General features: G+C 70.7%; 21 protein-coding genes and 1 pseudogene. 10 read left to right on the top strand and 12 right to left on the bottom strand.

Features of this window, described 5'->3' with window-relative positions; translation table 11 throughout:
• Window positions 1-155: 155 nt before the first annotated feature.
• The 4 genes from J2S46_RS06385 to J2S46_RS06400 form a co-directional block, all read right to left on the bottom strand.
• Window positions 156-1,190 carry a LacI family DNA-binding transcriptional regulator gene (locus tag J2S46_RS06385; RefSeq protein WP_191294031.1) on the bottom strand — a complete coding sequence of 345 codons (1,035 nt, stop codon included), beginning with the start codon at window positions 1,188-1,190 and terminating at the stop codon, window positions 156-158.
• 178 nt (window positions 1,191-1,368) lie between these two features.
• Window positions 1,369-2,244 carry a carbohydrate ABC transporter permease gene (locus J2S46_RS06390; protein WP_191294030.1) on the bottom strand — a complete coding sequence of 292 codons (876 nt, stop codon included), beginning with the start codon at window positions 2,242-2,244 and terminating at the stop codon, window positions 1,369-1,371.
• Window positions 2,241-3,212 (bottom strand): carbohydrate ABC transporter permease, encoded by a 972-nt coding sequence (locus J2S46_RS06395; protein ID WP_191294029.1) that lies wholly within the window; start codon window positions 3,210-3,212, stop codon window positions 2,241-2,243. Before J2S46_RS06395 ends, J2S46_RS06390 begins: the two co-directional genes overlap by 4 nt.
• 95 nt (window positions 3,213-3,307) lie before the next feature.
• Window positions 3,308-4,624, bottom strand: a complete 1,317-nt coding sequence (locus J2S46_RS06400) for an ABC transporter substrate-binding protein (protein ID WP_191294028.1) — start codon at window positions 4,622-4,624, stop codon at window positions 3,308-3,310.
• A gap of 335 nt (window positions 4,625-4,959) precedes the next feature.
• Here J2S46_RS06400 and J2S46_RS06405 point away from each other — a divergent pair, with 335 nt between their 5' ends.
• The gene (locus J2S46_RS06405) at window positions 4,960-5,961 is read left to right on the top strand and encodes an ROK family protein (RefSeq protein ID WP_191294027.1); all 1,002 of its coding nucleotides are present in this window, start codon (window positions 4,960-4,962) and stop codon (window positions 5,959-5,961) included.
• A gap of 1,541 nt (window positions 5,962-7,502) precedes the next feature.
• Window positions 7,503-9,947, top strand: coding sequence for a phosphocholine-specific phospholipase C (locus J2S46_RS06410; protein ID WP_191294026.1), 2,445 nt, complete (start codon window positions 7,503-7,505; stop codon window positions 9,945-9,947).
• Between the two features lie 337 nt (window positions 9,948-10,284).
• Here J2S46_RS06410 and J2S46_RS06415 read toward each other — a convergent pair whose 3' ends face one another.
• The 7 genes and pseudogenes from J2S46_RS06415 to J2S46_RS06445 all read right to left on the bottom strand — a co-directional run bounded on the left by J2S46_RS06415 (window position 10,285) and on the right by J2S46_RS06445 (window position 17,904).
• A complete protein-coding gene (locus J2S46_RS06415; RefSeq protein ID WP_229913324.1) occupies window positions 10,285-10,818 on the bottom strand; it encodes a hypothetical protein in 534 nt (177 codons plus the stop codon).
• Window positions 10,819-11,365: 547 nt separating this feature from the next.
• Complete coding sequence (locus J2S46_RS06420) at window positions 11,366-11,803, bottom strand: hypothetical protein (protein WP_229913323.1); 438 nt, start codon at window positions 11,801-11,803, stop codon at window positions 11,366-11,368.
• 381 nt (window positions 11,804-12,184) lie between these two features.
• Window positions 12,185-13,177, bottom strand: coding sequence for a S8 family serine peptidase (locus tag J2S46_RS06425; RefSeq protein ID WP_191294025.1), 993 nt, complete (start codon window positions 13,175-13,177; stop codon window positions 12,185-12,187).
• Window positions 13,178-13,472: 295 nt separating this feature from the next.
• Window positions 13,473-14,039, bottom strand: a complete 567-nt coding sequence (locus tag J2S46_RS06430; RefSeq protein WP_191294024.1) for a lytic polysaccharide monooxygenase auxiliary activity family 9 protein — start codon at window positions 14,037-14,039, stop codon at window positions 13,473-13,475.
• 217 nt (window positions 14,040-14,256) lie between these two features.
• A complete protein-coding gene (locus J2S46_RS06435; protein ID WP_191294023.1) occupies window positions 14,257-14,571 on the bottom strand; it encodes a hypothetical protein in 315 nt (104 codons plus the stop codon).
• Between the two features lie 31 nt (window positions 14,572-14,602).
• Window positions 14,603-16,040 (bottom strand): annotated as a pseudogene (locus tag J2S46_RS06440) (NF041680 family putative transposase).
• Between the two features lie 556 nt (window positions 16,041-16,596).
• On the bottom strand, window positions 16,597-17,904 hold the full coding sequence (locus tag J2S46_RS06445) for a PP2C family protein-serine/threonine phosphatase (protein WP_191294022.1): 1,308 nt from the start codon (window positions 17,902-17,904) through the stop codon (window positions 16,597-16,599).
• A gap of 346 nt (window positions 17,905-18,250) precedes the next feature.
• Here J2S46_RS06445 and J2S46_RS06450 point away from each other — a divergent pair, with 346 nt between their 5' ends.
• From J2S46_RS06450 to J2S46_RS06485, 8 genes are all read left to right on the top strand, one after another.
• The gene (locus J2S46_RS06450; RefSeq protein WP_307349011.1) at window positions 18,251-18,715 is read left to right on the top strand and encodes a DUF5994 family protein; all 465 of its coding nucleotides are present in this window, start codon (window positions 18,251-18,253) and stop codon (window positions 18,713-18,715) included.
• Entirely contained in the window at window positions 18,715-19,191 is a 477-nt protein-coding gene (locus J2S46_RS06455; RefSeq protein WP_191294776.1) for a CBS domain-containing protein, read from the top strand. Before J2S46_RS06450 ends, J2S46_RS06455 begins: the two co-directional genes overlap by 1 nt.
• Window positions 19,192-19,869: 678 nt before the next feature.
• The gene (locus tag J2S46_RS06460) at window positions 19,870-20,265 is read left to right on the top strand and encodes a nuclear transport factor 2 family protein (RefSeq protein WP_191294775.1); all 396 of its coding nucleotides are present in this window, start codon (window positions 19,870-19,872) and stop codon (window positions 20,263-20,265) included.
• A 196-nt stretch (window positions 20,266-20,461) separates the two neighbouring features.
• Window positions 20,462-20,593 (top strand): hypothetical protein, encoded by a 132-nt coding sequence (locus J2S46_RS06465; RefSeq protein WP_307349014.1) that lies wholly within the window; start codon window positions 20,462-20,464, stop codon window positions 20,591-20,593.
• Between the two features lie 24 nt (window positions 20,594-20,617).
• Window positions 20,618-20,986 carry an STAS domain-containing protein gene (locus J2S46_RS06470; protein WP_191294774.1) on the top strand — a complete coding sequence of 123 codons (369 nt, stop codon included), beginning with the start codon at window positions 20,618-20,620 and terminating at the stop codon, window positions 20,984-20,986.
• A gap of 177 nt (window positions 20,987-21,163) precedes the next feature.
• A complete protein-coding gene (locus J2S46_RS06475) occupies window positions 21,164-22,462 on the top strand; it encodes a cation:proton antiporter (RefSeq protein WP_191294773.1) in 1,299 nt (432 codons plus the stop codon).
• 2 nt (window positions 22,463-22,464) lie between these two features.
• Window positions 22,465-22,986 carry a CBS domain-containing protein gene (locus J2S46_RS06480; RefSeq protein WP_191294772.1) on the top strand — a complete coding sequence of 174 codons (522 nt, stop codon included), beginning with the start codon at window positions 22,465-22,467 and terminating at the stop codon, window positions 22,984-22,986.
• Window positions 22,983-24,284 (top strand): ArsB/NhaD family transporter, encoded by a 1,302-nt coding sequence (locus tag J2S46_RS06485; RefSeq protein WP_191294771.1) that lies wholly within the window; start codon window positions 22,983-22,985, stop codon window positions 24,282-24,284. Before J2S46_RS06480 ends, J2S46_RS06485 begins: the two co-directional genes overlap by 4 nt.
• 171 nt (window positions 24,285-24,455) lie before the next feature.
• On the opposite strand, the gene J2S46_RS06490 is transcribed toward J2S46_RS06485, so the two are convergent.
• On the bottom strand, window positions 24,456-24,626 hold the full coding sequence (locus J2S46_RS06490) for a hypothetical protein (protein WP_191294770.1): 171 nt from the start codon (window positions 24,624-24,626) through the stop codon (window positions 24,456-24,458).
• Window positions 24,627-25,008 lie beyond the last annotated feature (382 nt).

A 25,008-nucleotide genomic window follows, 5' to 3' on the forward strand; every position in this document is an offset into this window, starting at 1 on the left:
GGATCGGGATGGGCCGGGTTGGGGGACGCGAGGGAGGTGGGAGAGCGTGGGGGTACGACGGCTGTGACGGGCCCGGCTCCTCGTGCGGGGCCGGCCCGCCCCCGTGGTTCCTCACCCTCAGGAGGAGTCGGGGGCGGGCCGGGGTCTGGGGCGGGTCAGGGCGCGTCGGCGGGCGCGGTGCTGCCGCGGGGGACGAGGACCGGGGTCGCGGTGGGACCGGAGGAGACGGGACGGCGGTCGACCAGGTCGAACAGGCTGCGGGCGACCTGGGCGCCGAACCCGTGGACGTCGTGGCTCATCGCCGACAGGGTCGGGTGGGTGAGCCGGCACAGCTGGGAGTCGTCCCAGGCGATGAGGCTGAGGTCCCGCGGCACCTGCAGGCCGAACTCGGCGGCGACGGCGAGGCCGGCGACGGCCATGATGTCGTTGTCGTAGATGATGGCGGTGGGCCTGCGGTCGCCGGAGGACAGGAGCATCCGGGTGGCGCGGGCGCCGGCCTGCCCGGAGTAGTCGGTGGCCAGACTGCGCGGCGTCCTCAGTCCGAGTTCGGCGGCGATGCGCTCCAGGGCGCGGGTGCGGATCACGGTGTGGCCGAGCGCGGGGTCGCCGCCGACCCGGGCGATCCGGCCGTGGCCGAGGAGGGCGAGGTAGCGGACCGCCTCCTCGACAGCGGCGGCGTCGTCGGTCCAGACCGCCGTGACGTGGTGGCCGAGGAGTCCGGCGTGGCCCGCGGCGACGACGGGCATGCCCAGTTGGGCGAGGGCGGGGATCCTGGGGTCGTTCTCGGCGAGGTCGACCAGGACGGAGCCGCTGACCCGGCGGGCCTTCCACCACTCGCGGTGGACGGCGGTCTCCTGGTCCCGGTTGCGTACCAGCCTGAGCAGCAGAGTCGCCGCCCGTTGCTCCAGGACGCTCTCGATGCCGGAGATGAACTCCATGAAGAACGGCTCCAGGCCGAGCTGTCGCGCGGGGCGGGCGATCACCAGCCCCAGGGTGTCGGCCCGCTCGCCGCGGCTGCCCAGACTGCGGGCGGCCTGGCTGGGGATCCAGCCGAGGTCGGCGGCCGCGGCGCGGATCCGCTGCCGGGTGGCGGCCGACAGTCCGGGCCGGTCGTTGAAGGCCAGTGACACCGCTCCGGCGGACACCCCGGCCCGGGCGGCGACGTCCCTGATGGTGACGCGCGCGCTCACGTGTCCTCCTCGGTCGGTGCAGGGTGCGGTACCGCGACGCAGTCGCCGTACTCCGGAAGTGCTGAACCGTAGGGCTGGGGCACCTGCCCGGGCAGGGTGCGACTGCTTGAGCCGAGGTCGCCCCGGCGGACGGGGCGCGCCACCGCGACGCAGGCGCGGTGGCGCGGGTGGCGCCGGGTCACTTCGTGGAGCCGGCCGAGAAGCCGCTGTAGATGAACCGCTGGAGGGCGAGGAAGACGATGAAGGTGGGCAGGATGACGAGGATCGTGCCGGCCGAGATGGTCTCCCAGTGCGCTCCGAACGGGCCCTTGAAGCGGAACAGGGAGGTGGAGATCGTCCCCAGGTCGGAGGCCGGCATGTAGAGGAAGGGGATGTAGAAGTCGTTGTAGACGGTGATGCCCTTGACGATGACCACGGTGGCGATCGCCGGCTTGAGCATCGGCAGGATGATCCGCCAGTAGATGGTGAAGGAGTTCGCGCCGTCGAGGCGGGCCGCCTCGTCGAGGGAGACCGGGATGGAGCGGATGAACTGCAGGAAGACGTAGATGGAGACGATGTCGGTGCCGAGGTAGAGCAGGATCGGCGCCCAGCGGGTGTTGAACGCGCCGAGGTCGTTGACGATCTGGAAGGTGGCGACCTGCGTGGTGACGCCGGGCACCAGCGTGGCGACCAGGAACAGCCCCACGATCAGCTTCTTCATCCGGAACTCGAACCGGTCGATGGCGTAGGCGGTCATCGACCCGATCAGGACGGTGCCGGCCGTGGAGACGACCAGGATGATCGTGGTGTTGAGGAACGCCTGCAGCATGTTGCCCTGCTGGAAGGCGTTCACGTAGTTGTCGAGGTTGAACCAGTTGTCCGGGAGCGTCAGCGGGCCCGTGTCGCCGACCTCTCTGCCGGTCTTCAGCGAGGTGAACAGGATCACGATGAGCGGGACGACGACGACGGCGCTCGCGAGGACGAGCGAGAGGTACTTCGCCGTGCCGGCCAGGGCCGCGCGGGGGGCGGGCGCCCGGCGGGGGGTGCGGGTGTTCGGGGTGGCGGTGGTGGTCACGACAGTTCAACCCTCTCCTCCGGCACGAGCCGGCGCTGGATCCACGTCACGATCAGGATCAGGACCAGGAGGACGACGGCGGACGCGGATGCCAGGCCGACCTTGTCGAACTTGAAGGCGAGCTTGACGGTCTGGATGACGAACGTCTCGCTGCCGTTGGCACCGCCGGTCATGATGTACGGGATCTCGAAGACCGCAAGCGACCCGGAGATCGCCAGGATCACGCTCAGGCTGATGATCGGCTTGATGCTGGGCGCGATGATGTGCCGGAACTGCTGCCAGCTGTTCGCGCCGTCCAGCGACGCGGCCTCGTACAGGTGCGGCGGGATCGACTGGATCGCCCCCAGGAACAGCACCATGTTCAGGCCCATGAAGCGCCAGACCGACACCCCGGCCAGGGACTTGTTCACCAGGTCGGGGTCGCCCAGCCACAGCTGCTGGCCGTCCGCCCCGAACAGCCGCAGCACGGAGTCGAGCGTGCCGCCGGGCTGGAAGAAGTACAGGAACACGAAGCCGATCGCGACCCCGTTGATCAGGTACGGGAAGAACAGGATGCCCTTGAAGAGGTTCCGGAACCGGGTGTTGAAGCTCAGCACCGTGGCGAAGTACAGGGCGCCCGCGATCTGCACGAAGGACGCGACCAGGTAGACACCGCTGACCAGGAAGACCTTGAAGAGCTCCGGGCGGGTGAAGAGGTCGGCGTAGTTCTCGGCGCCGACGTTCTCGCTGGTGGGGCTGACGCCGTCCCAGTCGGTGAGGCTGTAGCCGAGCATGTCCGCGATCGGCAGGTAGGTGAACGTCACCAGCAGTACCAGCGGCGCCAGCAGGTAGAGCCAGGGAGTGAACCACCAGTACCGGCGGGTGCCCTGGCGCCGTGGCGCGCGGCCCCGGGCGGGGGGCTCGGGTGGTGCGGCCGGGCGGGCCGCCACGGGCGATCCCGGTCCTCTGTCCTTCTGCAGTGCAGTCATCTCGTTCCTTCGTAGTGCAGGACACCTTGGTGAGCGGCGCGGCCGGGCGGCAGGGGCAGCCGGCCGGAGAACGGCCGCGCCGCTCGTCGGGGGGATCAGCCCGTGACCGTCTTCTGCGCCTCGGACCACTTCTCGTTCAGCTCCGCGAAGTAGCTGTCGTGGTCACCGGGGGCCGCGCCGCGGGCGATGTCGACCAGCTTCTGGCGGTAGTCGGGGCTGCCGAGGCCGATCTCGGAATTCTTGTCGATCTTGCTGATGACGGCGGCGTTCACCTGGTTCTGGCCGGGAAGCAGCGTGACGCCCTGCGCCTCGAAGGGCTTCAGCGAGGCCGGCAGGGGGCTGCCCTTGACCGAGGAGACGGCCTGTTCGGCCTGCGCACTGCCGGACTTGGTCAGGTACCAGTCGATCCAGGCGCGCGCGGCCTCCTTGTTCTTGGAGTGCACGTTGACCGCGTACTTGTAGTCGGGCTGGATGATGGTGCAGAGCTTGCCGCCGGTCGCCTGCGGGAACGGCATGAAGCCGATGTCGTCGGGGTTCCGGCCGGCGGCGATGGCGGCGGCCTGCATCTGCGGGACGGCCCAGGAGCCGAGCAGCATGGCGCCGATCCTGCCGGTGCCCAGCAGGGTCTTGGACCCCTCCCAGTTGGTGGTGGTCGGGTCGTCCTCGCTGAGCTTCTGGTGGACGGTGTCGTACAGCAGGCCGTCGATGGCGTTGAGGTCCTGGCCGGCCGCCCACGGCTGCGCGGTGGTGGAGAGCTTGTCCTTGCCGCCCTGGTCGCAGCTGGGGCCGCCGATGTCGTCGGTCCACTTCTGCAGCGGCCAGGCGTCCTTGTAGTTCGTGTAGTACGGCGTCGCCGTGCCCTTGGCCTTGATGGCCTTCAGGTCGTCGATGAACTCCTGGGTGCTCATCGGCCACCGGGTGACGCCGGCCTGCTGCCAGACGGCCTTGTTGTAGACGAGGCCGGTGGCGGTGCCGTAGTCGGCGATGCCGTAGACCTTGTCCTTGACGGTGGCGTAGTCCGTCCAGTCGTAGGTCCTGGAGAGTTCGGCCGAGTCGCCCAGGGGCGCGAAGAAGGTCGGGTACCGGGTGATCGACAGGTTGTCCGGGATGAGCAGCACGTCACCGTAGTTCTCGGTGTTCATGCGGATCTTGACTTCGCCCTCGTAGTCGGTGAGGCCCTCGAACTTCACCGTGACGTTCGGGTGGACCCTGGTGGACTCGTCGGCGTACTTCTTCAGCGAGCCGTCGGCGACCTGGTCGGTCCGGTTCGTCAGCACCGTGATCTCACCGGCGACCTTCGCCGGGTCGGCGGCTGCGGTCGCGGCCGAGGACGAGCTCCCGCCGGCATTGCCGCTACAGGCAGTGAGCACAACCATGGTTGCGGCCACCACGGCCACCCGTCCTCTGCGCATCTTCGCTCATCCTTCGCACTGGTCACCCCGGGATCGGGAAGCGATGCCCGGGACTGGAGCTCGGCTCCCAGAGCTGCTGGACGCTTAACGTAGACGTCACATCCTGGCCATGTCCATAGATCGGTCAACATTGGTACCCAGGTCATTTGTTGCCAATGAACGCCTAATTTACTAAACCTTTGCCTTAACCAATGACGATTCAGTCTCGTTGATGAACTGCGATCACATCGGGGTCGACAACGTTGTCCCATCGCGTCACAATCGGCAAACCGACCGGCAGTGCCTGGCCCAGAACACGGCGGCGCCGCCCCGTCACACCTGCGGAGACGACGACAATGAGTTACCACACTGGCGCTGCCGTTACTGCCCGGCACACCCTCGCGTCACCGCTCCTGGCCGCCCTCGACATCGGCGGAACGAAGATCGCCGGCGGCCTGGTCGACACCGAGGGCACCCTCCTGCACCAGGTCCAGCTGCCCACCCCCGCCCTCGGCAGCAGCCGCGACCTCATGGGAACCGTGGACAGCATCCTCGACCTGCTCGCGCAGCACCCGCGGTGGGCCTCCGTGCGCGCCGTCGGCATCGGCAGCGCGGGGCCGGTGGACACCGAGGTCGGCAGCGTCAGCCCGGTGAACATCCCGGCCTGGCGCGGCTTCCCGCTGCGCTCCGAGGTCGCCGCCCACCCCGCCGTCAAGGACCTGCCCGTCGTCCTCGGCGGTGACGCCGTGGCGATGACCGCGGCCGAACACTGGCGGGGCGCCGCCCGCCCCTACCGCAACGTCCTGTGCCTGGTGGTCTCCACCGGCGTCGGGGCGGGTCTGGTCATCGACGGCCGCCTGCACACCGGCCCCTCCGGAAACGCCGGCCACCTCGGCCACATCAGCATCGACTTCGCCGGGCGGCCCTGCCCCTGCGGCTCACGCGGCTGCCTGGAGGGCATCGCCAGCGGCACCGCCATCGCCCGCAACGCCGCCGAACGGGGCTGGCGACCCGTGGAGGGCGACGTCTCCGCCACGGCCGTGGCGAGCGCGGCCCGGGCCGGCGACCCGCTCGCGCTGCACGCCTTCGACCGCGCCGCCCGGGCCCTCGCCGCCGGCATCGCCGCCACCGCCACCCTCGTCGAGATCGAGGCCGCGGTGATCGGCGGCGGCGTCGCGCAGGCCGGTGACGTCCTCTTCGCTCCGCTGCGGACGCACTTCGCCACCTACGCCACCCTGCCCTTCACCGCCGGCACCGTCCTCGTCCCGGCCCGGCTGGGCACAGACGCCGGCCTCGTCGGAGCGGCAGCCCTCGCCCGGCCCGCCCTCGCCCTCCTGTCCGGCCCTACCGCGCACTGACCGGCAGGGCCGGGCGACGACGAGTACTGCCGGGGCGCAGAGGCGATACCGGACAGGCCGTCACCGCCGCCGCCCTCCGTCTCGGTCGAGCCACCCGAACCCCCGGTCGCCTGAAGTGCGCCGGGGGTCTCGGCGTCCGGGCGAAGGCGCGCGACTGCAGGTTCCCGAGCGTCAGCTCCAAGGGGCGGGGCACCAGGCGAACCGTCCAATCCCGGTGGCGCATGGTGATCAACGGGCCCAACGGATCACTCCTTCAAAGGTTCGAGCTCGTGCGGCGACCAGGGAGCAGCGGCCCGCACGGGACGTGGACCTGCTGGTGGGGCGGAGGCTCCCCGTAGGCGGCTGCTTGGTGGCGCCGGAGGTGAGGCCGTTGTGGACGAAACGCCGCAACGCGAGGAAGGCGACCGGCCACAGATCGTTGCAGTTGAGGAATGGCTGCCTCGGAACGGTGCATTCGGGCGTCCTCCGTGCGGTTCCGGTGACGTCGCCCGAGGAACACCTGCTGGCTGCAGCACCGGCAGCCCGTTCCCCCGACCGGGCGCGCCCGTCAGATCTCGTCCCAGGGCGCCTCGCGGTGCAGCCGGCGGACGGTCGCCAGCAGCGGTGCGTCCGGCGGGAGGTCGACGGTGTCGATCCGGCCGACCGCCGCGAAGCCGCGCGCTTGCCTCCTCCCCCTCCCAGGAGTCGGCCTGGTTCGTGCCTTTGCGCCTTCGACAGTGAACCATGTTGACGCAAACAGATGGCGAGCAGAGTCTCGGAGTCGAATCGGAGACTGTCAAGGGGTTCCCACCACCCCGGCCGGGCTTTCGCCGACGGTGCGAGCAACAGAGGTGCGGTCGCCTCCGAGGCGGCGGATGCCCGGGGGCGTTGCACCGACTCGCCGGTTCACAGGACTCGGTGCGTGAACCCGGCCGTGGGGTGCGGACCGCGGGTAGCGGTGAACCCAGTCGCGGAACCCGGACTTGCGGTGTGCGTTCGGCCAGATCAGGCGCCTTCCACGGCTCGGCGTAGGCCACCGATGCCGTCGCCCGACCACCGACCCCAGGAGGTGGTGGACCGCGGCGAGGGCAGGGATCCGCCCCCTGGCCCGGCGTGCCCCGGGGGCTTTCTCCACATCAGGCACCGAACTTCCGATCCAGGCAAGCTTCGCTCACGACTCACACCAGGCCGCGTGAATTGCTTGACTCCCCGCCTGTCGACGGTGGAAGCTGTGCGCCAGCACCCTGTTGGCGCAAACACGAGCACGGTGCACGCGTCCTCGAGGTCCCTGGCGTGCCCGGCCGGAGCAGGACAACGGACTCCGACGGCCGGCACAACCGGCCCCACCGGCGTCCCCACCGGGCCCCGTCGAGGCAGCCGACGGGGTGCGCCCTTCGGCCGCGGCCCACAGCCACGACGGAACCCCCTGCGTACGGCCCGCATCGCCGTGGCGCACACCCCGTCCCGCCCGTCTCACAGCTACCGCTTCGCGCGGCCGCGTCCACGAAGATCCCCCGTCCACCGGCTTCCCCCGCCCCCTCGGTTGTGCAGGAGTTCCGCAGATGAACGACGAACCCACCCCCGGCGTGAGCCGACGCGCCCTCCTCGGCAGCGCGGCCGCCGCGGCCGCCCTGACCGCGCTGCCGAGCGCGCTCCGTCGGGCCATGGCCGCCCCGGTGACGGCCGGGACCGGGACGATCGCCGACGTCAAGCACGTGGTGATCTTCATGCAGGAGAACCGCGCCTTCGACCACTACTTCGGGTCCCTGAGCGGAGTCCGCGGCTTCGGCGACCGCAACGCGGTCAGCCTCCCGGGCGGCAGCCCCGTCTGGTACCAACCCGCCTCCGGCGGCCCCGGCTACATCCTGCCCTTCCGGATGAACACCACGACCACGTCCGCCACCTGCGCCAACGCCCCGGCCATGGACTGGCCGACCGACCTCTCCATCTGGAACGGCGGCCGGTACGACGCGTGGAACACGGCCCGGAACCCGGGCGTCGGGATGGGCTACTTCACCCGCCCGGACCTGGACTTCTACTACCAGCTCGCGGACAACTTCACCATCTGCGACCACTACTTCCAGTCCACCCTGACCCAGACCAACCCCAACCGGCTGCACGCCTTCACCGGCAGCAACGGCCTCTCGGTGGGCCAGTCCGCGGTCATGGACAACACGGAGCCGAGCGCCGGGTTCAGCTGGACGACGTACGCCGAGCGCCTGCAGGCGGCCGGCGTCAGCTGGAAGGTCTACCAGCAGGCCGACAACTTCGACGACAACGCACTCGCCTGGTTCAGTTCCTTCAAGCAGTCGGGGGTGTCAAGTCCCCTCCGCACCAAGGGCCTGGCCACCGTCGCGGACATCGTCACGGCCTTCGGCAACGACGTCGCACGCGGCACGCTGCCGCAGGTCAGCTGGATCGTCGCCCCGACGGCCCTGTCCGAGCACTCCAACTACCGCCCGGCGGACGGTGAGAACCTCACCGCGAGGCTGCTCGCCAAACTCGCCGCGAACCCGGCCGTCTGGTCCAGCACCGCGTTCATCCTCAACTACGACGAGAACGGCGGCTTCTTCGACCACGTGCCACCGCCGATGCCGCCGACCTCCGACTCCGACGGGCTCTCCACGGTCTCCACCGCCGGCGAGATCTCCGACGGCAAGCCGATCGGGCTGGGCTTCCGCGTGCCGCTGATCGTGGTCTCCCCGTGGACCCGCGGCGGGTACGTCTGCTCGCAGGTCTTCGACCACACCTCGGTCATCCGCTTCTGCTCCCAGGTGTTCGGGGTGGCCGAGCCGAACATCAGCCCCTGGCGCAAGGCGGTCACCGGGGACCTGCTGTCGGCCTTCGACTTCGCTTCTGCGAACACCACCTGGCCGGCCCTGCCGAGCACCGCCAACTACTCCGCCCAGGCCGCCGCGCAGTGCGCGAACCTCCCCTCGCCGGCCGTGCCCGCCGTCCAGACGCTCCCCGTGCAGGAGCCCGGGCATCGCAAGGCCCGAGCACTGCCGTACGCGTTCGAGGCCTCCGGCCGCGTCGCCGCCGAGGCCTTCTACATCGACATGGCCAACACCGGCACAGCCGGGCAGTGCGTCCACCTCTACCCCAACGCCTACCGTACGGACGGCCCGTGGCGGCACACCGTCGAAGCCGGCAGGACCCTCACCGACTACTTCGTCAGCGGGAGTCCGGCCGGCGCCTACGACCTCTCCCTCTACGGCCCGAACGGCCTGCACCGGCGATTCCGCGGCAACAGGGTCACCGCCACCACGGCCGGGCAGGCCAACCCCGAGGTCACCGCACGGGCCGACGGCGCGAACGGCCGCCTCACCCTCACCATGGTGAACAGCGGCACGGCCCCGTGCACCGTCACCGTCACCGCCGGTGCCTACCGCACCGACGGCCCCTGGACGTTCACCCTGCCCGCCTCCGCGACCGTGCAGAACTCCTGGGCGATCAGCGACAGCAACCGGTGGTACGACCTCACCGCCACCGCCGACACCACCGACGGCTTCCTGCGCCGGTTCGCCGGCCACGTGGAGAACGGCCAGGAGAGCACCACCGATCCTGCCGTCACCAGCGTCCTCGGGACCAGCGTCAGATACGTCGACAGCCAGGAGACCAGCGGCGAGAACGGCGCGGCGACCAACGCCGTCGACGGCGACCCCCAGAGCATCTGGCACACCCAGTGGTCCCCGACCCCGGCCCCCCTGCCGCACGAGATCCAGCTCGACACCGGCGGCCCGCACGCGGTGACCGGCCTGCGCTACCTGCCGAGGCAGAGCGGCGGAGCGAACGGCCGCATCGGCCAGTACGAGGTCTACGTCAGCAACGACCCCACCAACTGGGGCACCCCGGTCGCCACCGGCACCTTCGCCGACGACGCCGGTCCCAAGACCGTGACCTTCCCCACCGTCAACGGCCGGTACGTGCGACTGCGCGCCCTCACCGAGGCCGGCAACCGCGGCCCGTGGACCTCCGCCGCCGAGATCACCGTCACCGGCTCCTGATCCCCGGCGGGGTGGAGAAGGCCGACGCGGGGTCGCGACCAGCGGGCACGCGAACAGACGCCACGGGCTGCGGAGTTCTGCCGACATGACTCAGGGCTCCACGGCGTCCGACGGTGGCCATCAGCCGCACCCACCCCGACGCCGAAGCCCGCCTCCCGGCCGTGATCAAGAAGTCCGAGAACGGGACAGGGATCGTCCCCGAAGCCGAGCACGCCAGGTCGTTGGACGAACGGGAAGGGCCAAGCCCGCGCTCGACTCCTACCCCAAGGCCCAGCCGTAGCTCGCACCCGTAACCAAGGACGGGCCCGTCCGCCACCAGCGGCCGGGCCCCGTCAGGTCAGCCCAGCGACCCAGCGAACTTCCCGGCCTTCGCATCCGCCGCCGACAACGTCAATTTCCCTCGATGCGACACCTCCACCTGGAAGAAGTCCGCACCCACCGGCACCTTCTCCACCATCACCGACAGCGAGCACGCCGACCCGAACACGACCCCGTTCGTCAGCCGACCCGTGCCCACAACGGTTCCGCTGGCGCTGTACACCGTCACACTCGTGCCTTCAGCGATGTCGTCGTACCCGCCGGTGCCCTCGCACTGAGTACTGACCCGACGCCAGTGCGCAGCCCCGGCAACCTCCATGGTCCCGGTCAGGGTGAACGTTGCCGCCGCGGTGGAGGTGGCTGTGGAAGCAAGCGTCGGGCCAGAGCCGGTCAAGCCCCAAGCGAGACCGACACCGCCCGCTCCCACGATCAGGCCGGCCACACCGGCAGCCAGCGGCACCACCCAGCCGGGGCGCGGTCGAGCGGCCACCGGCACGGGTTCGACGATGGGATCCAGCGGGGGCGGGGACACGGGAAGCGGCTCATCGGACATGACGGCGAGCATCCCAGCCCACCACGCCAGACGTGCCCGTATGCCCGAATCGTGACCGAGCCTCGTCCACCGGCCGCTCTGCATTCGGCCCCGCGCTCGCGGGGATCTCTTCTGCTGCGGTACCCGATCCCGAAACTTGAGCGGGTCGACCCCGCGCTCGCGGGTGTGGATCTCCACGCCTGCAGCCGCAGGACGCAGTTCATGATCGGCGTCCGCCCAGGCCTGTCGGATGCTCTCGTCCTCAAGCAGCCAACTGACGTCGAGGCCCTTCGGCGTAGCGGCCGCCACCTTCTGCTTCGCGGCCAGAAGCGCGTTCCGTGCCTGGGCCTGGAGTTTGGGCAGATGGATGTCGAAGAGCGGCTCGAAGAAGCCATTAGCCTGCTGCTGGGCCAGACGCTGGACGGAGACCTCGGCTGCTGTGGGGGCGGGCCACTGCCTCGGAATGCTGGTCGGCCGTTTCGGGGTCCTGATAGCCGGTCCAGTGCTCGGCGGCGACGGCCAGGAGCGGGCCCTCGATGTCGGCACCGTTCAACCGGGCGAACCAGGCCTACACCACCAGTGACTCAAGCAGCTTGCGGGTGACCGAAAACCGGTGCGGGACACGTCTTTCGCGCTGCTCGCCTCGGATCCGGTTTTCCCCGGGCGCGCCCGTCAGATCTCGTCCCAGGGCGCCTCGGGGCGCAGCCGCCGGGCGGATGATGAACCAGAGGTTGAGCAGGAGGGCGGTGACGAACCTGCGCACCCCGAATGCGGCCGCCAGTCCGGACACGAGCGTGAGGGCGAATGCGGCGAGCACGAGCCAGCCCCAGACGTCCTCGCCGCTGCCGAACCCCAGGGCGGTGATCCCTGCGCCGATCAGCGCGAAGAGGGCGATGTGCGACGCGCGGTGCCGGTAGCTGCCGCCCGGATCGGCCAGCCCCGCGAACAGCAGGCCGAACACGGCGCTGAGAAGGTACTGCTCATGGCCGATCGCCCAGAAGACCACCAGCGTGTCCCGGCACAGGCCTGCGAAGGCTTCGCGGGTCCGTGTGCCGGAGGTTACTTCGGGTTGGTGGCCTCGGCGGGTGTTGTCGCTGGTCAGTGTGCGGGACAACCGGGGTGCGAGAGGGCCGACTACTTCTCCCCGCACCCGTGTGGGGGGGGCGAGAACGGTAATGCTCATTCGGGTTCCATACGCCCGTGGTGTCGGTGGAGTCGCGGGCTGCGGGTGGGGGCGGGGGCGGGGCTGAGCGTGAAGCAGCGCTCCGGTCACTGGTGGCCCGGCGCCGGGCCACCAGTGACCGGACGGCGCGCCGCTGGGGCGGTTTCAGACCGGGTGAGGGGCGGCGCGCGTGCGCGCCGCCCCGATGTGGGCAGGGAGCGGGATCTACACAGGAGGGTCGATGTAGAGCAGCCGGTCCGGCGTCCCCTTCGGGAGGTCCCCCAGCACGCCCTTGAGGGAAAGGGCGATGATCTTCTTCTTCAGGTCCGCCGGGGCGTAGGGGGCGCGGCGCAGGGACATCGTGTAGGCCGCGGCTCCGGCGGCGTGGGCGGCGGCGACGTCTGTCCCGTTGAGGGTGTGGGCGGCTTTGTTGTCGCCGCGCCATACGGAGTCGATGTCTTTGCCGGGGACGAAGATGTCGACGCACGGGCCGGTGTCGGAGAAGGTTGCGGCCTCGTCGTTGATCGTGGTGGCGCCGACGGTCAGGACCCGCTCGTCGGTGGGGCAGGATGCGTCAGCGTGGGCGCCGGCGTCGCGGACGACGAACAGGCCCGCGTCTTCGGCGCGGCGGATCTCCTGGGCGAGCCTGTCGCTCATCGGGAAGTGCGGGCCGATGAGGATCACGAAGCCCGGGGCTCCCTGCCACCGCCAGCGGTACTGCGCTTCGAGGCGCTCGCGCTCCGCCTCGTGGCGCGGGAGTTGCACCGCCTTGTCCTTGACGGCCCAGCGGATGCCCTCGATCAGGTCGTCCAGGGTGGCGGTGCCGGTACACGGCACCACCTTCACCGCGACCACCTCAGCCTTCTTCGCGACGCCGTACTTCTTTCCGCCGACCGTGCCGGCCAGGTGCGAGCCGTGGCCGCTGCAGTCCTCGTTCGCGTCACCGGACACGGTGGTGGTTCCCCACCTCGCCCGGCCCTGGAAGTCCTCGTGCGTGGTGTTGATGCCACTGTCGAGCACGTACACGCTCGTGAGCGTCCCGCCTTGGTCGTCGTAGATGTACTTGTTGTAGTCCCCATGGTCCAGGGGCTTCTTGTGGGAGATGCGGGCCAGGCCCCAGGGAGCGCCCTTCTCCACGTTTGCGTCGGCGCTGCCCGTGCAGGCTCCGAAGGCCAGCATCACCGTCGCCGACACCACCACCGCGCGTTTGCCCCACACTCGCCGCATCCCTACGACCACCCTTCACCATCGACCGTGCACGAAGATCCGCACGCATCAAGAACGACGGGGACATGCCGGCGACACCGGCGCCGGAGCGCCAGTGAGCGGCATGGGCCTGCGACGGCGGGGCGTGCTGTCGGTTGTGCCCTGGGGCTGGGCCGTGCCGGCCAGGCCGTGCGGACGGTCGGCTGTGGGCCTGGGAGGACCTGCGGACTGGCGCCGAGGTGCCTGGGTGTGCCGGCCCTACCGCCTGGGCGGGGCCGGCGCACGGCTGCGCCCGGGGGCGGTTGTTCTACGTGAACTGGAGGTCGATGACCTGGTAGAACGCCTGGCCCGTGTCGGCGACCTCCCACACCGCGAGCAGGACCTGGTGGCCGGCGCGGCGCTCGGGCAGGCGCAGGGTGTGGACGGTGGGGTTACCCGGGTTCAGCGGGTGCTCCCAGTAGGGCTGTTCGGGCAGCTCGACGCGGTGGAAGGGCTCGCTCTCGAACTGGGCGCGGGTCAGGGCCTGCTCCGGGTCCCAGCCGCTCTTGGTGAGGAAGTAGTTGAACCGGCGGGTCCTGTGCTGGGCGTGGAAGCCCCAGGTGATCTCCAGACTCTGGCCGGAGGTGACCGGGTGCTTCTTCCAGTCGCGGCCCACCTCGTCCAGGGAGGCGGCGAAGTCCTTCCCGGCGCTGGCGATCTTCCCGTCCGCCGGCGGCTGCGCGTTGACCACGTCGGTCGGGGCGAGGGGATCGGGCAGGCCCGCCTGTGTCTGGGGAAAGAACTTGCCGGCCTCCAGGCCGTTGGCCTGCCAGTTCTCCAGGTAGAGGTGGGCTCGGGACGGGGGGAAGCTGATTGCTCCGTGCTTGGGCTCCATGGGACGCTCCTTGCTCTATGCGTACATACGTACACGGAACGTTACCGGACGGCGCGCAACTCACCCGCCATTCAGGACCCGTGGGACTGGCGGGCGGGGGGTGACCAGCGGGCTCTGGGAGAATCAGCGGGCGGTGCGCGCCACACACCATTGCCCGTGGCGCGCACCACCTTCACGCCGCCGGCCGGGTCAGCGCGCCCCGCGACCGGTCGGGGCGTCAGGTGATCTGCGGGCCCAGGGCGGCCTGGAGCAGGGAGAGGGCGTGCTGCGGGTCCTGGGAGAGCCAGGGCTCGCCGTCGGCAGCGTCGACGACCTGGCGCCCGTCGACGAGGGTCCCCCAGCCGCCGGCGTCGTCGGCGGTGGCGATCCATCCCACCAGGCGGCGGTCCAGGCGCCGCACCGCGCACAGGCTCAGATCGGCGCCCCAGCCCTCCACCACCAGGTCACCGTCGGGCACGTTCCAGGTGTCGGTGGGGGCACCCAGACCCCGGGCGAGCGGCGAGGTGGAAGTGCGCTCCTCGGCGAGCGCCACCCGCAGCTGCTCAGGGACCTCAGCTTGATTTTTATGCTGTCGCCGCGATTTTGGCGAGGTGGGCTTCGAGCGTGGGTTCGCGTTTGACGGTCTTCCCGACGTCGTAGCGGGGTGCCGGCCTGCGGTTCTTCGAGCCCGGTGGCCGTCCGGGGCCTGGGCGTGTCGGTTGCGGCACGGCTGCTGGGTTGGGCGTCTTCGCGCGGATGTTGCGGAACCCGCGGCGGACCCGGGCGGGGGTGAGCCTGCTCGGCGGGGCCGGTTTCTCCCAGGGGCGGCGTAGGTCCTCGGCGAGGGGGCGGGCGAGGCGGAGTTGGGTGTGGGCGACGATGACGAGCCAGGTCCACAGGTCGGCGGTGTCCGGGTTGCGGAAGCGCGGGGCGGTCCAACCGAGGGTCTGCTTCATGAGTCGGAAGGTGTGCTCAAGATCGAATCTGCGCAGGAACGTGGTCCAGGTGCTCGGCGTCGATGCCGGTGGCGGAGGACCACAGCCACAGCGGTTTCGCGTCCCTCTCGCCCGGCAGGTGTTCGACCTTGAGGCGCATCAACGTGCCGTGGGTGATGGGGATTTCACCTTCGTGGTCGAGCCAGGGGCCGCGCTTTTGCAGGCGCTGGTGCATCCGGTCCCACGCTCTCGCCTCGGCCTTCCCGTAGCGGGTGGTGTCGGTGGTGGTGGCGGCGTCCGGGGTGTGCCAGCTGTCGGGCTTGGCGAAGGTGAAGACGCCGCCGTGCCGGCGCGGGCGTCGGGCCTTAGGGGTGGAGCGGGGCTCGCCCGGGTCACGGAGCATGACCCGGTCCGAGCGTAGTCGGCCGACCAGTTCGACCGGCAGGTCGGACAGGACGTAGGCCAGGCGGGTCACGTCGTAGCCGGCGTCCATCACGATGAGGATGTCCGGATCGCCTGGGTGCCAGTGGCCTGCCGCGATGATGCGTTCGACGACCTCGCGCAGCTGGGCGGCGGTGACGACGGTCGCGTCGTCGGCCGGTCCCAGCCGGACCGCGTCCAACAGTGCGACCCATGACGTGCGCCCGGACTCCAGGGCGGCGACGAAGGAGTACGGCCAGCCGGGGACGAACTGGTCGGCGCTTCGACCGCGGCCGTAGACGTGGCAGAACAGGCGCTCGTCGCTGGTCGGGGCGTCGGGCCGCAGCCAGTTGGAGACTTCTACGGCCAGCGCGATCCTCCCGTCCGCGAGCCGTGGCAGCGGCAGGCCGGTCAGGGTGCGACGCAGCCGCTTCAGCTCCAGCCATCCCCGGTCCAGCGCCTGGTACAGGACGCCGTGCCCGCGCCGGTGCTCGGCCGCGAGTGAGAGTTCCACCAGCGTTTTCACCGGTCCGTCCGTGCACAGCACCCCGTCCGTCAGCTCGAAGAGCGCGTCCGCGCGGACGTACAGGCAGTCGTAGAACTCAACCCGAAAGCGGCACAAGATGCCCAATGCGTCGCTCGTGGGCGGATCAAGGGGGAGACTCATATGCCGCGGCCGTTCTCTTGGGCTTCGTGACTCGACATCTCGAAGCGTGGAGAACGGCCGTCTCCGCTGTCCCGGGAAGAACCGCAGACCAGCAGGTCGGGTGACCTGCGAGGTTAAACAAAAAGCTAAGACCTCCGACGTTGGTGAACCCCTTTCCCGCCACATGGCCGATCCCCCAGGCTCCGGCCTCGAACGCCAGCCAGCCGAGGTATCCGTCGTCCTCAATCACCGCGACCCGGGCCCCAGGCCTTACCCTGCCCACCGTGCGGACAAGTCAGGAGCCCCCGCTTCGGCGTTGACACTCGGGCGACAGCGGACAACATCACGGCCGCTCGCACGGCGCTCCCGTGCCGAAGGCCGGTGCCCTGGCGGATCCCGGCCCTGGGTTGTCCGGCAATCGGCCGCTGTCGCCGCCCAGGTTCGCCGAGCCGGGCCGGAACCTGGGTCGGCCCGGGGCAGCGTGGCTTGGACGGTGCCGGGTGCGGCGTGGACGATCGCGTTGGTGGGCAGTGCGGAGCGCACAAGGGCAGCGTGCGGTGGGGCGCTGTCTTCGTGGTCAGGTGAGGGGGGCCGGGGGCCTGGTGCTGCCCGCCCTTCCGGGAGGGGTGGCGGCGGCGTCGTCCCAGGAGGCCGTGGCGAGGTGGTCGGCGCTGCCGCCACGCCATTCGACCAGGAAGAGCGTCGCGTCGTCGCTGGTGGCTCCGCCGCGCTCCCGCTTCAGGGTGTGGGACAGCTCCCGCACCGTCGACCGCAGGCCGACCTGCGCACGCCCCACCCGGGTGACGGCGTCGATCAGCTGTTCCTCGCCGAACTGCTCACCGCCGGCCAGGTGCTCCTCGACAAGACCGTCGGTGAAGAGGAGAACCCGGTCACCGCGCCGCAGCTGCTGTTCGCTGATCCGCGGCTGCTCCCCGCCGAAGCCGACCGGCAGTGTCGTGGGGCCCTTCAGTTGCTGGACGACGTCGTGGTCGCGGATCAGCAGCGGCGCCGGATGACCGGCGTTGACCCACTGCAGGCGTCCCGAGACGACGTTGAGCTGCATCATGTGCGCGGTGACGAACTGCTCGGGCCCGAACTGGTCGGCGATCGCCGTGTCCATGAAGGCGTACGTCTCGGCCAGCGCGATGCCCGAGCGCCGGGAGTGCCGGTAGGCCCCGATGGCGACCGCCGCCATCACCGCCGCGTCCAGCCCGTGGCCCATCGCGTCGATCACGGCCACATGAAGGATGTCGCCGTTCAGCGCGTAGTCGAAACTGTCACCGGCCACCTGGTAGGCGGGCTCCAGGATCCCGGCGACCTCGACCTGCGGGGTGGACATCGTCAACGGCGGCAGCAGCGACCACTGGATCTCCGCAGCGGTCGTCATCGGAGCGAGGCGACGCGCCTCGAAGAACTCGTCGGTGTACCCGTTCTTGGTCACCAACATGTCGGCCACCAGACCGGCGAGCCGCCGCAGCAGCCGCCGGTCGTCGTCGTCCACGGCATCCAGCGTCAGGGCCAGAACCCCCACCTGGTCACTGCCGTCCAGCAGCGGAAGGTACATCCGCACCCCGTCGGGCTGCGCCACCTCGACCGCCGTCGCGCGCAGGAACGCCGCGCCGGCGGGGGAAGCGTCGATCGGCTGGGGCTCCCCCACCCTCAACCGGCGCCCGGGCAGCGGGACCAGCATCAGCTGCTCGTAGTCCTGCAGCAGGATCGAGACCTCCCGGCCCCCGACGATGGCGACCTCCTCGGCGATCAGCGGGGCGATCAGCTGCGGCGGCATCTCGTGCGCCCGGTCCAGCAGCACCCCGAGCAGCCGCTCACCGAACCCCTCCGACCGGTCCACCACGACCCTGTCGGGCCACCCATCACCCTCTGCCATAGTCGCCCACTCCACCACACCCACGACCGGTCCCCCGGACAACACGCAGGTGGCGGGCCATAGGTGTGGTCAAAGGGCCGGCCCGGCCGGGCGGCGGCAATCGGGCCGGCCCTGCCGTCCGCACTGCGGCGGGGCCGCAGCCGCTCCTCGGCCGGGCCCGGTCGCAGGCCGGCCCTGGGGAGCATGGTGGGCCCCGGCAGGGCGTGGTGGGTCGGGCGCCGCACCGGAGTAGCCTGGGAGCTACCGAAGGCACATCGCAGGCCGGACCCCGATCCGGCTTCGTCTCCGGAGACCGACAATGCCGGGCCCATGCGAATGGACCCGGGGACAGGTCCGGGACATGACCGTGACCTTCGACCGTGTGAACACCCCACGGACGCCCGCAGCACCACTGCGTCTGACGCTCACGCCCGACGACGCCACCCCAGGCCGGCTGGACGGTGCCTGGTGGCCCCGGTCGTACGACCTTCTCGCCGAACTCCCCTCCCTCGCCAAGGAACTGGACGGGCGCTGGGGACGGGTGACCCGCGTCACCCTCAATCCCGCGCACTGGCCCGACATTCCCCCGCGGATCCCGGTGGCCGGACACGTCGTCCATGCCGACTGGTTCCGGCAGGAGCAGGACCCCGACGAGATCATGGTGCGCTCCTACGCACCGCTTCGCCTGGACCTGCTGGTGATCCCGCCGCACACCGACGGAATCGCGGCCGCCAAGCTGATGGCCACAGCAGCCGACCCCACGAACACCCGCACCGCCGGCGAACTGCTTGCGGCCGGGCCGCCGACCCACATCGTGCGAGGAGCGGACTGATGACCAACCACCAGCCGTTCCCGGTGGAACCCTCCAGCCCGGGGCAGGACGTGCCCGGCCACGGCAGCGCGGTGGCCGGCGCTCCCGCCGGCGAGCGCCGCGCCACCGTCCAGGACCGGATGGACCTGCCCGATCTGCAGATCAGTGACGACGTCCTGGCCGACACGGCGATCGACATCCTCCGCAGCGCCCACGTGAGCCACATGCTGGTCCGCGGGCACGACGGCCGCTGCGCAGGGCTGCTGACCAGCGCTCAACTCGGCCCCTACCGACGGGGCGACAACCCCCACCGCCGGGGCAACGACATCGGCAGCACCTCGGTGGACGACATCGTCCACGACCGCGCCCCGTTCGCGCACGCGTCCATGCCCGCCGACACCGCCCAGGCCGCCATGCGCATCCGAGACCTGGAAGCATGGCCCGTCGTCGACGACGACGGGTACACCGTCGGGCTCCTCCCCCGCACCCGGGCCTGACACCTCCGCCCGACCGACGTAACAGGCGCAGTATCCCCGGTACGTCCGTCGGCGGCCGGTTGTGCCTACTGAACCCGGCGCAAGGGATCCGCCCCCATCACGTCAGCGCCACCGCCGACACCCCCGGCGTCACCCAGTTCCCGGCACCGGGCCTTCGCGTTCATCCCCAACGGTCGACACGGCCCGTTCCTGGCGGAGGCCGCGCACGAACGCCGCCGTCGACATCGACTGGCCCGAGGTCAGCCACCTCTCCTGACCCGTCACCGGCTCCGCCGCAGGTAAGTCGCCGTCCGGGAGAATCCCGGGCGCGACGGCGCACCTGCCTGCGGGTTCCCTCCTCAGGGCGAGGCTCTCGGCGTCGTGCCGTCGAGGTGATGTGCGCGCGATGCACCAGGGCCTCTCCCGTCACTCGGCCGCAGGCGTCAGGCCTGCGTCACCGAAGCCGACGGAGGAACGGCCGTCCCGGAGACGACCGCGCCGTGGACCTGGGAGAGATCGATGCCGACCGGGACGTGTCGTTCAGATTGCCGCGATCGCCCGTGACGTGTTCGAACTCCATCGCGCCGCCTTCCAGGCGATCCACCAGGAAAGGCCTCCCGCATCCCCTCCTTGCACGGGCGACGGCCGACCGCGCGAGCCTCCGAGGACGTTGGGGCGATCAGTTCTAATGTGCACTCCATGGGAGAACCCACGCACTCGACCCGCCTTGAGCGCATGCTCGGCGTCCGGCTTTCGGAGGACGCGGTACGCCAGTGGCCGCAGAGCGGCGAACTCATCAGGGGGAGGTCGCGGATCGCCGAAGTGGAGTCCCACTTCGTCGGGCTGAGACTCGGGGTCGGCAGGCGGCATGCCTGCGGCGACACCGTCGTCGTCGAGTGGAGCACCGACTACGGCGACGGCCGCGTCTACCGGAACGTCTCCGTCGCCGAGCTCGACGACGGAAGGGCAGTCCGGGTGACCGACTACTGGGGCGAGCCGTTCACTCCGCCCGCCTGGCGGCAGACGATAGCCGAAACGCTCGAAATGCCCGCAGACGGTGTCTGGCCCTCCGCCGACGCCCTTACCCAGGATTGAGCCGCCGAGGAGGCCCGTCCGGTCGTCCCTTCTGTTCGTGCCCAGGGCGGATTCCATCCCTGCGTCGAGGCGGGCGTCGCGCGGGGTTGATCCCCCGGATGAAGCGGGGTTCCTCCCTCGCCCGAATGCGCGACCTGCCGGTGGCCACCGACCTCCTCGACGCCGACCAGCCGCGCGGGAGACGCTGCTGGAGCGGGTGCGCGCCTACGAGCAGGCTGCCACCGAAGGCGTCGCGGATCTGCGCGTCGAGCTCTCGCGCGCCGAGGACTTCGCCGCCACCCTCCGGGTTCGGCTCCAGGCCGCTGGCGAATCCCTCACCGTCCGGTGAACCGCTGACCGTGGAAGGGATGCCGTGCCCGACCGAGCCTGGACCAACTGGCTGCTGACGCACGGCCCCGTGCGGGCCGTGGACGTACGACAGGCCGGTCCCGGCACCGTGGTGGTGGGCCTGCGCGGCGCAGTCGGAGCGAAGGACGCACAACGCGCCGGACGGGCCCTGGCTCACCTGCTCGCGGCCGGTCCGCGCGAGGCACACATCGACCTTGCCCACGCCGGGGCGCTGCCGCCGTCGTCGGTCGCCGCCGTCTTCCTCCCCCTCGGCGCCGCGGCCCGCGATCACGACGTCGCAGTCACCGTCCACCGCGCCGGCCCGAGCACGCGGGCCGCACTGCGGGCCCTGGGCCTGGACCGCTTCCTCGCCTACAGCGACGAAACCCCCTGACACCGCCCGCCACCACCGGCAGGGACGGACCGGGCTCCGCCATGGAGCCGACATCCGGGGTCAGGGCCGTCAAAAACCTGTCAGGAAAGCGTAAACGTCGCATAAAGTCCGTAGTGGAGTGCCGGGAAGCCTGGTCGGCGAACAAGGGACAGATCTCTTCTTCGCCAGGGGGCTCGCATGGTGCTCATCGCTGTTTTCGGGGTCGCGCTCCTCGCCGCGGTCCTCGTCTCCGGGCTCGCTGCCCGTACCGTCCTGTCGACCTCGCTGTTGTTCCTGTTGGCGGGTGCGCTGGTCGGTGACGGTTTCCTCGGGCTGATCCACATCGCCCCCAACGACCCGATCGTGGTCATGACCGCCGACCTGGCGCTGTTCACGGTCCTGTTCACCGACGGCATGCACGTCTCCTTCCCGGCCCTGCGCGGGGCGTGGCGCAGCCCGGCCCGCGCGCTCGGCCTGGGCATGCCGTTGGCGTTCGCCGGCATGGCCCTGGTGACGCATTTACTCGTCGGGCTGGAGTGGACGACGTCGCTGCTGGTCGGTGCGGTCCTCGCCCCGACGGATCCGGTGTTCGCCTCGGCGGTCGTGGGTCGCAAGGAGGTCCCGGCCCGGCTGCGGCAGTTGCTGAACGTCGAGTCGGGCCTCAACGACGGTCTCGCGCTGCCGGTGGTGCTGGTGCTGATCGCCGCCGCCGGTCCCACGTCGCCCACTGCGGAGTCCTCTTTCGGGGTGATCGGCCTGGAGCTGCTCGGCGGCCTGGCCCTGGGCGTTGTGCTGCCGCTGGTGGTGAACCTGCTGGTGCGGGTGCCGGTGCTCGGTGCGGAGGCGAAGCTGCAGCCGCTGCTGCCGCTGGCGACCGGCGTCATCCTCTACGCCGTCTGCCACCTCACCGGCGCGAACCCCTACCTGGCCGCGTTCTCCGCCGGCGCGGTCCTCGCGTCCGTCTCGCCGGAGTCCAAGGCGACGTTCGAGCCGCTGGGTGAGGCGCTCGCGGAGCTGAGCAAGTTCGCCGCGCTGCTGGTCTTCGGCGCCCTGCTCACCCCGCGCCTGTTCGGGGACCTGTCCGTCGGCGGGTATGTCGCGGTGGTGCTGGCGATCGTGCTGATCCGCCCCGCCTCCCTGCTGATCTCCCTGCTCCGCTCGCGCATCGACCGCCGCGAGCAGTTGGTCGCCGCCTGGTTCGGCCCGAAGGGCTTCGCGTCGGTGGTGTACGGGCTGCTGGTCCTGCAGGCCGGCATCCCCGAGGGCGGGCAGGCGTACACGCTGATCGCGGTGTGCATCGCCGTCTCCATCGCCCTGCACTCCAGCTCGGACGTTCCCGTCGCCCGCCTGTTCCGTGTCGATGACCTGGTGCCCCTGCCCGACGGCCAGGATGACACCGCACGACCCGAGGACCCCACCCCGACGACGCCCCGGACGGCCGACACCGTCCCGGCCCGACGGGCCGCCGACACGCTGCCTGTGACGAAGGAGATCTGACGATGCGCGCACGCGACCTCGCCGAGCCGTTCCCCACCGTGAGCCTGGACGACCAGGCCCTCGACGCGGCGAGGCTCCTGGCCGAGCACCGCCTGCCCGGCCTCCTCGTGCTGGACGAGTCGGGCCACCCCGGAGCCGTCCTGCCCGCCTCCCAGCTGGTGCGGATGCTGGTGCCCGGCTACGTCATCGAGGACCCCTCGCTCGCCGCGGTCATCGACGAGGCCCACGCCGACCGGCTCTGCGACGAACTCACCGGCGTCAGCGTGCGGGAGTGCCTGCCGAGGGACGCACCCGCGCCGGCCGTCGCCGCCGCCGACGACACCGCCGTGGAGGTCGCGGCCCTGATGGCCCGCACCCGCAGCCCGCTGGTCGCCGTCGTCCAACACCCCACCGGCCGCCGCGGCGGCAGCGGCGGCGGCAGCGGCAGCGGCAGCGGCAGCGGCAGCGGCAGCGGCAGCGGCGGGGAACTGCTGGGCGTCATCACCGCCTCCAACCTGCTGCACCGACTCCTGGGGAACGCGTGAACAACTGGCAAGCCTGGGCGGCCCTGGCGGTCTTCGCGGCCGCCTACGTCCTGATCATCACCGAATGGGTCCACCGGGTGGCCGCGGCCCTCGGCGGCGCCGCCCTCATGCTCGCCGTCCGCGCCACCGACGACGAGTCGGCGTTCTTCTCCACCGACTCCGGCATCGACTGGAACGTCATCTTCCTGCTCATGGGCATGATGATGATCGTCGGAGTCCTCAAACGCACCGGCCTCTTCGAGTACCTGGCCATCTGGTCCGTCAAGCGCGCCCGCGCCAAGCCCTTCCGCGTGATGGCGATGCTCGTTGTGATCACCGCCACCGCGTCCGCGCTGCTCGACAACGTCACCACCGTGCTGCTGGTCGCCCCGGTCACCCTGCTGGTCTGCAAACGTCTGGGGCTGAAGCCGGAGCCGTTCCTGATCGCCGAGGTCCTCGCCTCGAACATCGGCGGGATCGCCACCCTGGTCGGAGACCCGCCGAACATCATCATCGCCAGCCGCGGCGGCCTGAACTTCAACGACTTCCTCGTCCACCTCGCCCCCCTCGCCGTCCTGCTGACCGGCGTGCTGCTGGTGATGTGCCGGGTCATGTTCCGGCGCTTCTTCGTCCACGACGAGGACCGCGCCGCCGAGGTCATGGCCCTCAACGAACGCGAGGCCGTCCACGACCACCGCCTCCTCGCCCAGGGCCTCACCGTCCTCACCCTGGTCATCGCCGGCTTCGTCCTGCACCCCGTCGTCCACTACGCCCCGTCCGTGGTCGCCCTCCTCGGCGCCGGCCTGCTGGTCGCCATCTCCAAGGTCGAGGTCAAGGACGTCCTCGCCGAGGTCGAATGGCCCACCCTCGCGTTCTTCGCCGGACTGTTCGTCATGGTCGGCGCCCTCATCGAGACCGGCGTCATCGAGACCGTCTCCAAGGCCCTCGCCGACGCCACCGGCGGCAACCCGCTCGGCGCCGTCATGCTCCTGCTCGTCGCCTCCGGGATCCTGTCGGCGGTGGTCGACAACATCCCGTACGTCGCCACCATGGCCCCCATCACCGCCGACCTCGTCCACACCGTCGGCGAGCCCTACGGGCACGTCCTGTGGTGGGCCCTCGCACTGGGCGCCGACCTCGGCGGCAACGCCACCGCCATCGGCGCCTCCGCCAACGTCGTCGTCCTCGGCATCGCCGAGCGCAACCGCACCCCCATCAGCTTCTGGACCTTCACCCGCTACGGCGCCCCCGTCGCCGCTGTCACCATCGCCGTCTCCGCCCTCTACCTCTGGATCCGCTACTTCGCCCTCGCAGCATGAACACCCCCGGTCACGGTGCCCGGCCTCCCGATGGGGCGCGGATGAGCCGGAGCGGGCGGCCGTAGCGATGGCTGCGGCACCGTCAGGTACGGCACCCACAGGAGGTGCGCAGTTCGCGGTGAGGCGGCTGATGGCGTCTTCGGTCGCGGGGGCGAGACCGTAAGCAGGGAATCAGTCGTACTCGAACAACAAGGGCATCCGTGCGGCGCGTTGTTCCTCGTGGTGGCGCAGGCGGCGGGAAAGTCCCTGGACGGCGGCGGTCAGACCGCCCTGGGTGTCGACGACGTCGATGGTTCTCTCGCGCGAGCCGTGGCCACAGGCGGCACGCCAGACCTGGGCCATCGGGCCGATGTGCAGGATGTCGGGGACCCGGCCGCAGTGTCACTCCCTGACGGGCAGGCCGCCCAGGAGGGTGCGGATCTGGACCGGTGCAGGGTGCGGCCCGCTCGATCCTCGGCGGTGGGGCGCAGGAACGCCGAGGCCACCCGGCCGGGTCAGGCCGGTGAAGCGCACGGTTCCTGCAGTCCGTCGCGGCGGCCCGGTCAGGGGATCCGCCTGATGTCGCGCCTCACGTGATCAGCGGTACGACGATCGGTTCGAGGGCGGTGACAACCTTCAGGATGGCGTCCAGCCAGTTCACGGGACTCCACGGCGAGGGGAGAGGGGATTGGACGCAAGCCATTCCATCAGCCCGGCCCGCCTCCCTGTAGGGGAAGATCGAAAT

This window comes from Kitasatospora herbaricolor, assembly GCF_030813695.1.
GTDB lineage: Bacteria > Actinomycetota > Actinomycetes > Streptomycetales > Streptomycetaceae > Kitasatospora > Kitasatospora herbaricolor.